15 protein-coding genes are annotated in these 13902 nt (G+C 32.6%); 3 read left to right on the forward strand and 12 right to left on the reverse strand.

The features are described from left to right. Positions 1–176: 176 nt before the first annotated feature. The 5 genes from HYI43_08560 to HYI43_08580 form a co-directional block, all read right to left on the reverse strand. Complete coding sequence (locus HYI43_08560; GenBank protein UDI78596.1) at positions 177–2579, reverse strand: phenylalanine--tRNA ligase subunit beta; 2403 nt, start codon at positions 2577–2579, stop codon at positions 177–179. After that, positions 2579–3637 (reverse strand): phenylalanine--tRNA ligase subunit alpha, encoded by a 1059-nt coding sequence (gene pheS / locus HYI43_08565; GenBank protein ID UDI78597.1) that lies wholly within the window; start codon positions 3635–3637, stop codon positions 2579–2581. Before pheS ends, HYI43_08560 begins: the two co-directional genes overlap by 1 nt. 361 nt (positions 3638–3998) lie before the next feature. Then, positions 3999–4739: an RNA methyltransferase gene (locus tag HYI43_08570; GenBank protein ID UDI78598.1), complete on the reverse strand. Its 741-nt coding sequence runs from the start codon at positions 4737–4739 to the stop codon at positions 3999–4001. 221 nt (positions 4740–4960) lie between these two features. Next, positions 4961–5134 carry a 50S ribosomal protein L32 gene (gene rpmF / locus HYI43_08575; protein ID UDI78599.1) on the reverse strand — a complete coding sequence of 58 codons (174 nt, stop codon included), beginning with the start codon at positions 5132–5134 and terminating at the stop codon, positions 4961–4963. 80 nt (positions 5135–5214) lie between these two features. Beyond that, on the reverse strand, positions 5215–5772 hold the full coding sequence (locus HYI43_08580) for a DUF177 domain-containing protein (GenBank protein ID UDI78600.1): 558 nt from the start codon (positions 5770–5772) through the stop codon (positions 5215–5217). A 125-nt stretch (positions 5773–5897) separates the two neighbouring features. Here HYI43_08580 and HYI43_08585 point away from each other — a divergent pair, with 125 nt between their 5' ends. Then, entirely contained in the window at positions 5898–7046 is a 1149-nt protein-coding gene (locus tag HYI43_08585; GenBank protein UDI78601.1) for a nucleotidyltransferase, read from the forward strand. Positions 7047–7094: 48 nt separating this feature from the next. Here the strand turns inward: HYI43_08585 and coaD are convergent, their stop codons facing one another. Then, on the reverse strand, positions 7095–7580 hold the full coding sequence (gene coaD, locus HYI43_08590; GenBank protein ID UDI78602.1) for a pantetheine-phosphate adenylyltransferase: 486 nt from the start codon (positions 7578–7580) through the stop codon (positions 7095–7097). Further along, positions 7573–8124 (reverse strand): 16S rRNA (guanine(966)-N(2))-methyltransferase RsmD, encoded by a 552-nt coding sequence (gene rsmD, locus HYI43_08595; GenBank protein UDI78603.1) that lies wholly within the window; start codon positions 8122–8124, stop codon positions 7573–7575. Before rsmD ends, coaD begins: the two co-directional genes overlap by 8 nt. A gap of 70 nt (positions 8125–8194) precedes the next feature. Here rsmD and HYI43_08600 point away from each other — a divergent pair, with 70 nt between their 5' ends. After that, positions 8195–8584 (forward strand): hypothetical protein, encoded by a 390-nt coding sequence (locus HYI43_08600; protein UDI78604.1) that lies wholly within the window; start codon positions 8195–8197, stop codon positions 8582–8584. A 103-nt stretch (positions 8585–8687) separates the two neighbouring features. On the opposite strand, the gene HYI43_08605 is transcribed toward HYI43_08600, so the two are convergent. After that, positions 8688–8939, reverse strand: coding sequence for a DUF2129 domain-containing protein (locus tag HYI43_08605; protein UDI78605.1), 252 nt, complete (start codon positions 8937–8939; stop codon positions 8688–8690). 204 nt (positions 8940–9143) lie between these two features. Between HYI43_08605 and HYI43_08610 the strand changes: the two genes are divergently transcribed. After that, positions 9144–10088: a glycerophosphodiester phosphodiesterase gene (locus tag HYI43_08610; protein UDI78606.1), complete on the forward strand. Its 945-nt coding sequence runs from the start codon at positions 9144–9146 to the stop codon at positions 10086–10088. Positions 10089–10178: 90 nt separating this feature from the next. Here the strand turns inward: HYI43_08610 and HYI43_08615 are convergent, their stop codons facing one another. From HYI43_08615 to HYI43_08630, 4 genes are all read right to left on the reverse strand, one after another. Further along, on the reverse strand, positions 10179–10613 hold the full coding sequence (locus tag HYI43_08615) for a YlbF family regulator (GenBank protein UDI78607.1): 435 nt from the start codon (positions 10611–10613) through the stop codon (positions 10179–10181). 23 nt (positions 10614–10636) lie between these two features. Continuing rightward, complete coding sequence (locus tag HYI43_08620; protein UDI78608.1) at positions 10637–11701, reverse strand: SCP-like extracellular protein; 1065 nt, start codon at positions 11699–11701, stop codon at positions 10637–10639. 750 nt (positions 11702–12451) lie between these two features. Then, positions 12452–12913 carry a DUF420 domain-containing protein gene (locus HYI43_08625; GenBank protein UDI78609.1) on the reverse strand — a complete coding sequence of 154 codons (462 nt, stop codon included), beginning with the start codon at positions 12911–12913 and terminating at the stop codon, positions 12452–12454. 29 nt (positions 12914–12942) lie between these two features. After that, positions 12943–13854 (reverse strand): protoheme IX farnesyltransferase, encoded by a 912-nt coding sequence (locus HYI43_08630; GenBank protein ID UDI78610.1) that lies wholly within the window; start codon positions 13852–13854, stop codon positions 12943–12945. Positions 13855–13902 lie beyond the last annotated feature (48 nt).

Here is a 13902-nt window from a genome sequence, read left to right on the forward strand (position 1 = left end):
AGACCTTAGAAATACTCACAGATTTATCTGTGTAGTATTTCTGGCTGAAACTGTACCCTCGGAAAGCGTAGCCATACAATACGAAGTATTGAGTATAAAAAAAGCACTAAGATGATTATTTTATTAATCAACTTAGTGCCATTATTTTTGAATTGATGTCTTAGCCTGTTACACTATTATCTAATTGTAGCACCTTGTGCTTGTAATGCTGCTAAAATCTTATCATGAACTTTGGATACGCGTTCATCCGTCAAAGTATCTTCAGTATCTAAATAGTTTAATCGAATTGCTACGGATTTTTTGCCTTCTTCTAAATGTTCACCTTCATAAACATCAAATACTAATGTACTTTGTAAGATATCCTCACCATTATTATGAATCGTTTGTTTCAATTCTGATGATGGCACTTCATGATTAACTTCTAAAGCAATATCACGTGTAACGCCAGGGAATCTAGGAATTGGTGCATAATTAATATATCCCACTGCTACTTCCATCATTGCATCATAATTCAATTCGAACACATACGTACGTTTTAAATCATTATCTGCAGCAACTTGAGGATGTAATTCACCAATAAAGCCAATTTCTTTGCCTTCTAATGAAATAATCGCTGTTCGTCCTGGGTGTAAACCTTTAATTTCTCCGGCTTTGTAACTAAATTCTAAGTTTAATTTTTCAGCTACTCGGTCTACAACACCTTTGGCGATAAAGAAATCAATTTCTTCTTTTTTACCTTGCCAAGTATTCACTACATATTCGCCAGTTAAAATACCACTTAAGTATTCTACTTCATCTGGAAGTTCGTCTTCACCATTACCAAAGAATACTCGACCAACTTCATATAATCTCACATCTTTATTTTTACGTGCGACATTATACGCAGTTGCTTCAATTAAATGAGGTAATAAGCTTTGACGTAATGTAGCATGTGCTTCACTCATTGGCATTAATAAACTGATTGTTGGGCGCTCTTGTAATGCAAAGTCTTTCGCATGATCTTTTGACACTAACGAATAAGTGATGGCTTGATTTAATCCAGCACCTTCAAGTGTTTCTTTAACCGTACGTGTTTTATGTTGACGGTCTGTTAATTCTCCACTTGTTACTTCTCCGAAAATTGGTAACGAAGAAGGTATTTCGTCATAGCCATAAATTCGTGCGACTTCTTCAATTAAGTCTTCTTTAATCGTAATATCTTTACGACGTGATGGTACATTCACCGTTAATGTTTCACCATCTTGTTGCGTTTCAAAACCTAATTGTTCAAAGATAGCTTTAATTTCATCACTAGTTAACTCAAAACCAATTGTTTGATTTACTTTTTCAGCAGTAATATCAATTGGTGTCACTAATGAACCTAAATCTCCGGCACTTACTCTATCTTGTAACACTTCACCAGAAGCATAAGTTTGTAGTAAGTAACATGCTCTGTCTACCGCTTCATCAACGAATTCAGTGGCGATACCCTTTTCGAAACGACTAGAAGCTTCACTACGTAAGTTTAAACGACGTGATGTGTGACGAATTGATACAGGATCGAATATTGCACCTTCAATTACTACGTTAGTAGTTTGTTCAGTTACTTCTGAAAAGTCTCCGCCCATTACACCTGCTAATGCGATAGGTTCTTGACCATTTGAAATAACGATATCAGTGTCCACTAATGTGCGTTCAGTATTATCTAGTGTCGTCATCGTTTCTTTATCATTAGCTTGACGTACGACAATGTCTTTTGAACCAATATGGTCTTGATCGAACATGTGTAATGGTTGTCCGTATTCTAATAATACATAGTTTGAAATATCAACAACATTATTAATTGGACGAATACCTGCTTTAATTAAACGTGCTTGCATCCAAATTGGAGATGGTGCAATTGTTACGTTTTTAACAACACGTGCACTGTAATATGGAACCTTTTCAGGATTATCAATAGTTACTGATAATTCATTTGTTGCAGATTCTGAAGTTTCGTTACTTTGAGTAGCTGGTTTCGTCATTTCAGTTTGATATAATGCAGCTACTTCATACGCAGTCCCAACCATACTTAATGCGTCCGCGCGATTCGGTGTTAAATCAAATTCCATTACTTGATCATTTAAATACAACGCTGTTAAAGCATCTGTTCCTGGTTTAATTTCTGTAGGAAAAACAAAAATCCCATTCTCATATGCTTTAGGTACGACATTACTTGAAATACCTATTTCTTGAAGTGAACAAATCATACCTTCAGAACGTTCACCACGTAGTTTAGCACGTTTAATTTTAATGCCTCCTGGCAAACGACCTCCAACTTTTGCAACAATCACATGTTGGCCAGCATCTACATTGGGTGCACCACAAACGATTTGAACTGCTTCTTCTTCGCCAATATCTACTTGGCAAATATTTAATTTATCAGCATCAGGATGTTTCTCTTTAGATTGAACATAACCGACTACTAAATTTTTAATGTCTTTCGTGTAATCAATAATGTCATCCACTTCAATGCCTGTGCGCGTAATACGTTCTGCTAAGTCTTCTACTGAAACACCAGCATTAACGTAATCTTTTAACCATTCATTAGAAATCAACATTATGCTTCACCTCTATCTTCAACAGCTTTAAATTGCTCAAGGAATCGAACATCATTGGTATAAAAATGACGTATATCTTCAATACCATATTTCAACATCGCGATACGGTCAGGACCCATACCAAATGCGAAACCAGAATATTCATTTGAATCGAAACCAGCCATTTCAAGTACATTTGGATGCACCATACCCGCACCTAAAATTTCAATCCATCCTGTGTGTTTACATACGTTACATCCTTTACCTTTACATTTGAAACAAGATACGTCTACTTCTACAGAAGGCTCAGTGAATGGGAAGTAACTTGGACGTAAACGAATTTCACGATCAGCACCGAATAATTTTTTCGCAACTAATTCTAATGTTCCTTTTAGGTCACTCATTTTAATATTTTTATCGACCACTAAGCCTTCAATTTGTGTAAATTGATGACTATGTGTCGCATCATCTGAATCACGACGATAAACTTTACCAGGACAAATTATTTTTACAGGTCCTTGCCCATTACGTTTTTCCATTGTACGTGCTTGAACGGGAGACGTATGCGTACGCATCAATATTTCATCAGTAATATAAAAACTATCTTGCATATCTCGTGCTGGATGAGATTTAGGTAAATTTAATGCTTCAAAGTTATAGTAGTCTTGCTCGACTTCATAACCATCAACAATTTCATAACCTAATCCTAAGAATAAGTCTTCAATTTCTTCTACTGTTCTTGTTAAAGGGTGTTTAGAACCAATACTGATTTGACGACTTGGTAGTGTCACATCAATTGTCTCTTCAGCTAATTGTTGGTTTAATTTTTCATTTTTTAGCAATTCTTGCTTTTCGTCTAATTCATTTTGAATGGTTTGACGTAGTTCATTTACTTTTTGACCATAAGCTGGTTTTTCTTCATTAGGTAAATCTTTCATATTTTTCATTAAGCCACTTACTGAACCTTTTTTACCTAAGTATTTAACTTTAACATCTTGTAATTCGCGTTCATTTTGAGCTTCATTAATATCAACAAGTGCTTGTTGTTTTAATTCTGCCATTGAATCGTTTTGAGTCATTGACTTACACCTCTCATGTTATGTTCAATATTTATTTATACTAATTTCTTCATAAAAAAAGACTTTCCTCCCTGTAACTGGGACGAAAGTCTTTCCGTGGTACCACCCAAATTTATGCCTAAGCATACACTTGTTTACGTTGTTAACGAAGACGTACTCCGACTTAAATTTCTTTAAGTAACCAAAAAGATGAAAGAAACTAATTAGAATTGGAGTAAATTGCAGTCACGTTTACTCTCCCTGAGCAATTCATATTATTAATTAAGGTCTTTTTATAGGTTGTTGTTCATTTTTTTATAAGTTGGTTCATTTGTCTTATTCATTGTGTACATCTAAGTATAGCCGATTTTAATTCAAAGGGTCAACCTTTCAAATGGTAAAGTAAAATACTACCAGCAATAGCAACATTTAAACTTTCTGCTTTACCATAGATCGGGATAGTTAAGTTTTGTGATGTCTCGTTTAATAAATCTTTGCTAACCCCCTCACCTTCATTTCCTAATAATAAGGCGAAAGTATCTTGAGATTCAATATTTCTATATGGTTTTGCATTTACAAGCGCCGTACCATATACAGGGCCATTAAAATCCAACATAAATGTTTTTAAATCCCTTGTTACAACTGGTATATGAAATACACTACCTTGACTCGCACGTAAAACTTTATCTTGATATGGATCGGCAGTTCCTTTTTCCATAACTATTAGGTCAAGACCTGCTGCATCAGCAGTTCGAATTAATGTTCCCAAATTACCAGGATCTTGAATTCGGTCAATTAATAACACTTGCTTTGCCTGAGTAACATCGTATTCAGGTTTTTCAATTACTGCAAAAAATCCTTGAGGAGTCATTGTCCCAGACAATGACTCTGCAACTTTCATATTAATTTCAAATGTTTCTTGTGCATAATCGATAAGTGCACCATCTGTTCTATCTGGCTCGATTACAAATAATTGGTTAATCGTAATTCCACTTTGGTACGCTTCTTCAATTAGATGTATACCTTCTATAAGTGCTTGGCCTGTTTTATCTCGATCACGTTTCTTCTTTAGCTTATTTGCGTTTTTGATTTTACTATTTTGAGCAGATGTAATTTGTTCCATATATCTCTCCATTAATTAAGTGTTATAATACGTACTATTTACAAATTCATATTAACATAACCTAAATGATTAGGAAGAATCTACTATCTCTAATTTTAATATAGACACTAATTAATCTATGTTGGGTTGGCATAATTTCTATGAATCATCTTAAAATATAATAAAAAAAGAGCATAGAACAAATAATATTGTTCCATGCTTCTTTAAGTACAACTCGTCGATTATTTAGAAACGACTTCTTCACCATTGTAAGAACCACAGTTTTTACATACGCGGTGAGATAATTTGTATTCGCCACAACTTGGGCATTCAGTCATACCAGGTACTGAAATTTTGAAGTGCGTACGACGTTTGTTTTTTCTTGTTTTAGACGTTCTTCTTTTTGGTACTGCCATGATATATCCTCCTTAAAATTAAACACATATCTTATAGTGTTAGGTCATTCAATCATTATACTATAATTTTAAACAACCTGCTATTGCTCTTTATCGTATAATTGTTGTAATTTTTGAAGCCTAGGATCAACTTGTTGCGTTTGGGAATCATCATTGTCTTTTTCTTTTTCAAGTTCGATCATTTGATCTTCGTCAATAACTTCCCAACCGTTACCTTCTGTAAGCATTTGATCGCTATTCTCAGAAAATGCACGCATCGGCTTTTCAATAATAACCAATTCTTCAGCAATGTCTCGGATATTAATCATACCATCCGTAGCGAGATGATAATGCTCATCTTCATCTACTTCTTCATCGGCATAGTTATCATAACCTTCTAAATCAAACACCTCAGATGAACGAATGTCTAGAGGAACATCTACAGGTACTAATGTACGTGCACAGGGCATCGTATATGTTCCAGTAACATGTATATCTGCGATAACTTCGCTTGATTTGACGGTTAATTCACCTTCAACATGAATTTCTGATAAATCAATCAAACCTAAGGGTTCTATTAAATGTTCAAAATTTGCCGTTTGATTAAATTCAAATGGCTTAACTTGATATTTTCTTAATTGCGTTATTGACCATTTCATATGGCTTCACCTCTAACAAACACAAAATTTATTTTAACTTTACAAGTATAAGTTGTCAAGATTTTTTCTTAACATACTTCTTCTGTTACAATACTAATAATGAATACTGAAAGGACGAAATGCAAATGAAAAGTGTTGGACTGATTACTGAGTATAATCCATTTCACAATGGGCATTTATATCATGCTCAACAAGCTCGCATACAGTCTAACGCCGATGTGACAATTGCCATTATGAGTGGAAACTTTGTTATGCGAGGTGAACCCGCATTGTATAATAAATTTTTACGTTCTAAAATGGCATTGACCGGTGTTGATTTAGTTGTCGAACTACCTACGATTGCTAGTTTATCTTCGAGTGATTATTTTGCTACATTTGCGATTAAAGTTGCTCAATATTTAGATATTGATACGATTGCATTTGGTAGTGAAATCGATGATATTTCTCGTCTTGAAAAAGTAGCTACTGAAATCACTTCATTAGAACAGTCGTCTCATTTTCAAAAACTTACCAAACAAGGCAAGAGCTACGCGAAAATAGTGCATGATTCAATCTTAGATCAAGAAATATTACGTTCTCCTAACAACATTCTTGGTATTTCCTACTTAAAAGCAATAAATCAAATAGCTCCTGAAATTCGAGGGTTGGCTATTAAACGTCAATCTACAACACACCATGACCAAGAAATTAAGCACGAAACATTTGCAAGTGGTTCGGCAATTCGTAACGCCTTATTGAATAACGATTCGTCATGGAAATCTGTAGTCCCCTCAAAAATTGAAAATCTGTATGAAAAGCCTCATCTTACAAAACAGCAAACGTTTGATTTTATCAAGTATCATATTTTAAGTCGTTCAATAAATGAATTATCTCAAATGTATACGATGTCTGAAGGGTTAGAATATCGTCTGAAATCTAATATTCAACAAGCGAAAGATTTTGAAACATTCATGACTTTAATTAAGACGAAACGTTTTACATACACTCATTTACAACGCGTTTTAATGAATATCTTATTAAATATCACTACATATGATTTCAAAGATACAATTCAGGGTGTTCGTATTTTAGGAATGAACGAAAAAGGCCAACAATATTTAAAATATTTAAAAACTCATTATCCTGAGCGCGCATTTATTACTAATATAAATATGAAAACCACTTCTTTATTCGAAAATGAAATTAAAGCTACACATATTTATAATTTATTATCAGGTCAAGAAGCTAATGATTTTAATACACCTGTGATAATGCAAAAAGATGAGCCACGATGATTAATCCTGGCTCATTTTTTATGAATGAAGTTATTTTAAACTCATTTATTATTTTTTAAATTTTTCTTTTAATGCTTTTTCAACATTAGGTGGGACAAAATCAGATATATCAGCTTTGTATTGTGCCACTTCTTTTACAACGCTTGAACTAATAAATGAGTAATTGGTACTCGTCATCATATACATTGTCTCAACTTTATTGTTAAGCTTTTTATTCATTGAAGTTAATCGCAATTCGTATTCAAAGTCGCTAACCGCCCTTAGTCCACGTATGATAGTTTGAGCGCCAATTTTATCACAAAAATCTACAAGTAATCCGTTATAGTTATGTACTTCAACATTAGGTAAATGCTTAACAGATTCTCTGATTAATTCCATACGTTCATCAATATTAAACGTACCTGATTTACTACTATTTTTAAGCACACAAATATGAAGTTCATCAAAACGACCTGAGCTTCTTTCAATAATATCTATGTGTCCATAAGTTATAGGATCGAAACTTCCTGGAATGACTGCTTTGGTTTTAGCCATTTTGCTCTCCTTTTTCTAGTAACAAAGTATCAGTGAGACCATAATGATATTGTTTAATCACTTGGAATCCTTTGGTGTCGATATCTTCTTGATTGCTAAACTCACAGATGATGATACCATTTTCTTTCAATAAATTAAACTCATCAATTTGTTCTAAAGCCTTATCAATTAATCCTTTTTTATATGGAGGATCTAAGAAGATAAAATCAAATTGAATTTCACGTTTATTGAGTGCTTTCAGTGCACGATCAGCGTTGTTTTTATAAACTTCAGATTGATTAATTAAATCAAGTTGTTTTAAATTCGCTTGAATCACTTTGACAGCTTTAAAATTTTGATCTACAAATATCACTTTGTCCATGCCTCGAGACAATGCTTCGATACCTAACGCACCACTTCCAGCAAATAAATCTAAACCTAGCCCATGAACTTCATGCAAACTGTTAAAGATTCCCTCTTTAACTTTATCCATCGTAGGACGTGTATTACGCCCCTCCAAACTTTCTAAAGGTTTACTTTTATGTTTTCCTGCGATCACTCTCATTGCGACTTACACTTCCATTCCATCTCGTTATTTATTATAATTTGTTGTGAAAAAGGAGAATAATTAAACTATGAAACAATCATTTATCGTTTTAGGTGAAGGTTTAACCGACTTGTTCGAATTCACTACTTTAATGGAATATAATTATCCACGAATCAATAAGATTGTATATTTTCATACACCACAATCTGAAAAACAATTATCTTCAGTTGCTATTATAATGAATCCTACATCTGGAAATCACTTTCAAGCAATGTATATCATGTTAAATGCACTTAACTATCCATACCCTACAAAAAATAAGAAATTCGAACTTATTAATACACAAGCACAACGCTACAATATTCCCATTTTAGGTATAGATGTTCAACCACCAGATGCTTTTCATTCACATGATCAATATTTTAAATATTTAATCAGTGTTCTACGCTTACAAAATTGGATACCACCATTACAGTAATTCACATTCTCATAAGCGTGCATTGCAAGAGTAAATGAATAGTTAATACGCAATCGCTTATGTTCTCTGCATGAGGTTATGAAATATTATCCATTGATTATTATTACATAACTTCGTGCTTTTCTTTTTCATATGTTTTTTTCAAATACTTATAAGGTGATCCATCAATATCAATGACGTATTTTAACTTCATTAGTTTATGAATAATTGTATCGGCTTCTAACTCATTTATATATAAAACAACATATTTACGTTGTTTATTTGTATATACAATGTGACCATACTTACGTATTTGTCGTTCATGTTTAATATGTTTTAAATAAACAATCAAACTTACTCTTTGAACTAACTCCATATCTTTCTCACTCCGTTTTTTTATGCATAATAACTATACCATGACAACGAATTTTATAAAATATTTAAAATTGCTAGTTATAAAGGTGCTACATACATCGTTTTTAACTTTTACAAACTCATATTCATTTTAACGTCACTTTTCTTTTGCCAACGTTGAAATTTTGGTACGCTTAGTACAATAACCTTGAGGAGGTATTGTCTAATGACAAATAACAAAAAATGGGCTTTCAATTTAAGTTTAGCTAGCTTGGGTTTATTAGGTAGCCTTTTTTTCATAAATAAGAGAAATAAAAACAAAGATAATGATATTAAAAAATTACCAAAATTCTTTGATGGTCAAGCGCCTTATATCTTTGCGCATAGAGGTGGTATGGCAGTTAGACCTGAGCAAACACAATTGGCATTTGATAATGCAGTCATTCATGAACTAGATGGCTTTGAAACGGATGTCAGATTAACGAAAGATGAGCAATTAGTCGTCTTTCATGATGCTACGGTAGATCGTACTACAAATGGTTCAGGGCTCGTATGTGATTATACAGTTGCTGAATTAAAACATTTAGATGCCGGCTATCACTTTAGTGACATTAATGGTAGTCATCCTTATCGTGGACATCAAAACGCTAAAATCTTAACGTTCGATGAACTTTTAAAAATGTATCCAGATATGTATATTAATGTGGATTTAAAAGATACACCTAAAAGCTATGAAGGAACGGTAGCACCTCAAAAAATGTATGAAACAATTGTTAATAATAATGCACAACATCGGGTGCTTGTTACTAGTTTTTATAAAGAACAAAATGACCGCTTTAGAGCGATAAGTAATGGAGAAATTGCTATCGGCGCAAGCCAACAAGAAGTTGCTGAAGGCTTTATTAAATTCAATTCTGGATTTGGTCAAACATTTCATCCTTTAGCTGATACTTTCCAAATGCCAACTAAATTTAAAGGCATACCACTAACATCACAACGATTTATTCAATGGCTTAATGTTCTAAATATTGTTCCTGGTTTCTATGGTATTAATAGTATTGATGTTATGACTGATTTGTATGACAAAGGTGTTCATACATTAGTCACTGACCGTCCAGATTTAGGCAAACAATTTAAGTCTGCTTTAACTAATAACAAAAATATTAATTGAAGATCTTGTTCAATTTAAATAACTTATAAACGCAAAATATTAGGCTTTAAGATGATAATTTAACTCACTCATCTTAAAGCCTTTTTGATATTATAAACTACAATGACAAGAACCACCCGTAGCACAGCCGTCATGTCCTGTTTTAAAAAACGGATTACCCGCTTCAATTTTTACATTTTCTGAAACTGAATAAGCTATCTTACTTATTACTTCATCAATCAAATTTTGGAGTGCTACTTCTTTAGATTTATAATCCATAACGACAGGTAACATCTCATAAGCACGTTTTCGTCTACGTGTTTCCATCATTACTTTTTGATAATCAGGATGATATTTACCAAATCTCATGACTTCATCATATGTCATTTTTGATTTCATAAAGGCTTGATACATTAAATGGGCTTCATCATCATTATTTAATTTGTTTTGAGCTTGGCGGAACTTATAATATAGTTCTGATTGTGCAATCATATCTGACAATTCTTCGATTTCATCTAATATCGTCATTGTTTCCTCAGTATACATTTAATTATTCTCCTTTCTATTTATTATTTTTCTAAGAAAATAAGTGAATAATAATTTCTCATTACCTCTCCACCCATTTCTTCATATTTATTATTTAACATACGAGAACGGTGCATATCAGAATTCATCCAACTATGAATGAGCGTCGGTACATCATCAAAGTCATAACCAACGTTTTGGCTTGTAGACTTGAAGGTGATATTTTCATTGCTTAATTGACTTTTAAGTGCGTCCTCAGTAAATTCAACATCATCTGTTCCAGTTGCTTCATATAAGTTGACTGAAGCGATGTGCGCAATATTTGAATTCACTTTTAACGGTTTCACATTTTTTAATTTACGCATTTCATTTGTAATTTCATATAATGTCATAAGTTGGTTAGGATTTTGTTCATAAGGTAATGTATCTTTTTTATTCTTTTCAAAAGATGAATTATCATTATTGTTTTCATCATTTGATTCATCTGCTAATTGATACGGTTTTAAAAATGCAAGTGCTTCTTTATCTAAATAACGTATACCCATAATTTGATTAGATTGTTGGTCTACATAAACTTGTGCATATATATTTCCATATTTTATTAAAGTTTGAGTTTTAATATCTTCATCTGATAATTCAAAGTTATAACTATGTCCATTTACTTTTATTGAAGGATCGGGATTAATGCTTGTATTTTCGAAAATATGCGATGCACTTTCATTAATTTTTAATGGAGAGATTTGTGCATTTCGACCAGTAGCATATACAGCTTTAATTTTTTGATGCTTTGTCGATACAATATAATATTGATTATCTTTTTTAAATATGTAATTCATATAATGCCCTTTAAAAGGATAAGTACGACTTGCTTGTCCAAATCTTTTCGTTAGATAGCTTACATCTTTACCAATCCATGTTCCTACACCTTTTTTGGGTGCTGGGTTCTCTGTATTATTGTGTGTACGTGGTGTTTGTTGTGTATGATTTGTAGTAGTTGATTTATTAGGATTTTCTAACACATCGAATTTTAATCGTGGTGAGTAAAATAAATATATAAGAAATATGATAAGAAAAATCACACCTAAAACCTTAATAATTAATTTTGCCATCTTTCACCCACCTAATAAGAATTATATCTATTGTACAAAATAACCATTTTAACAATCAAGACATCTATACTTTAAGTTCGTTTGTAAATTTTTGAATAAGGGGAAAACTTCAATCAGTAGTCCTTTAAAGGCGTTCTTTGATAGATAATCACTCACTTAAGTTGAGATACTTGCCTAGGGGCTGGGTCGAGCCGCAATCTTGTAAAGTAGTTCTTTGATTTTAATCATTAGAACTACTTACTTAAGTGTGTAAACACTTAAGTTCCTCAACTCCAGCTTGCTTTACTTGTAGATTTTCATGTTGAAAATCTCTTTGTTGGGGCCCCGCCCGCAAGGATGACTAGAACTGGAAAAAGCTTGATTTAAGCGCCTTTTCAGTTCAGTCAGCTACTGCGAATTTGCAAAATAGCATCATCATATTATTTATGTCCCAGGCTCTCATTGAAAATACTGCTACCCTAGGAGTTCTTCACAACTACACCTCGTAACCTATCTTAGAACACTTTATGTAAGTGCAGTTGCACTTATATTCAATATAATTAACACCAAAATTCTCGCTAAAATACTTTATTTTAATGAACTTAATATAAAAAAACAGCTCAATGAACTGTATAAAAACAAAATGATTATAAAAAAGACAATTTCTATATTATTTCAATAGAAATTGTCTTTCCACTCGTTCAAAGACTTAATGTCAGAGCTCCTTCAAAGCCATTCAAAAATATTTAATTTTTACTTTTAATGATTCATTTATAAACCTAAAGTGGCTTTAATTAAAGAAGTTGTCTCCCCACCTGGATAAAATACATATAAAAGTAAGTAAACTGCAACACCAGTAATTGCAGTAAAGAACCAAATTACCGAAGCAACTGGACCTGCTTTTCTGTGCCATTTAAATTTATCTTTATATGCAGTAATAATTTGTACTAAACCTAAAATCCCACCAATTGTGGCAAGGTTTATGTGGAAAATTAAAAAGATTTTATAATAAGTTCTTACTGAATCTGGTCCCCCAAAATCTGTATTACCTAAAAATATTGTTCTAGTTGCATAGATAATAAAGAATGTTAATGCAAAAACTGCTGCCCATAGCATTGTTTTCTTGTGCTTATCAATACGGCGATGCCAAATTTGCCACCAGCCAATTGCCACAAAGATAGCACTAATTACAATACAACTTGTACTAATCGTTGGTAGAATTGGTAAATTCATAAGTTTCATCCTTGTTTATTTTTTATATTTTAAATCATTTTTATTAGAGAAATGACAACTACTAAAACAAAAAATACGACTAAGTAATTTAGTGAGTATATAAACATTTTAGTTGCCCATTTAGTTTGATCAGTATTTTTCTTAAATGATGTTAGACCTACATACATCCATCCTAGATTTAACAAAGTTGCTAATACTACAAATGTAGTACCTAGACTTGATAATAAGAATGGTAATGGAAGTAAAAATACTAACCAAATAAACATGCTAACACGTGTACGTTTAAATCCTTTTACAGATGGTAACATAGGAATATTAGCTAATGAATATTCGTCACTACGCTTAATAGCTAAAGCATAAAAATGAATTGGTTGCCAACAAAAGACAACTAAAAATAATGCAAAAGCTACAAGACTTATATTACCGTCTATAGCAACCCATCCAATTAATGGTGGTACGGCGCCTGGAAAACTTCCAACTACTGTATTCCAAGTTGTATGTCTTTTAGACCAAATAGAATAATAAGACACATAACCCACAATGCCAATAAGTCCTAATACTCCTGATGGTATATTTAATAAGAATAAGCAAGCCTCTCCTACTAACATCATACCGAAACTTAAAAACAATAAATTTTTATCTGAAATTCTATCATTAACTGTCGGTCTATTTTGCTTACTTGGCATAATACTATCTATATCTTGGTCATAGTAATTATTTAATGCGCAAGCGCCACCCATAATTAATGTTGAACCAATCAACATTAATAGAATTTGAGGTATTGACGATAGGAAGGAATGATTTGTCATCACAACAGCTAACCAAGCACCTGCAAATGCAGGGATTAAGTTACCTTGAACCAAGCCCATCTTAATAATTTGTTGCAATTCTTTGAAAGATACACGGCTTGATTGTTGTGACATTATTTGTTCTTTGCTCATGATCCCCCTCCTTATTTTTTCCATATAATACTATGATATAGCAATTAT

This window comes from Staphylococcus taiwanensis, from assembly GCA_020544305.1.
In the GTDB taxonomy this organism is placed as follows: Bacteria; Bacillota; Bacilli; order Staphylococcales; family Staphylococcaceae; genus Staphylococcus; species Staphylococcus taiwanensis.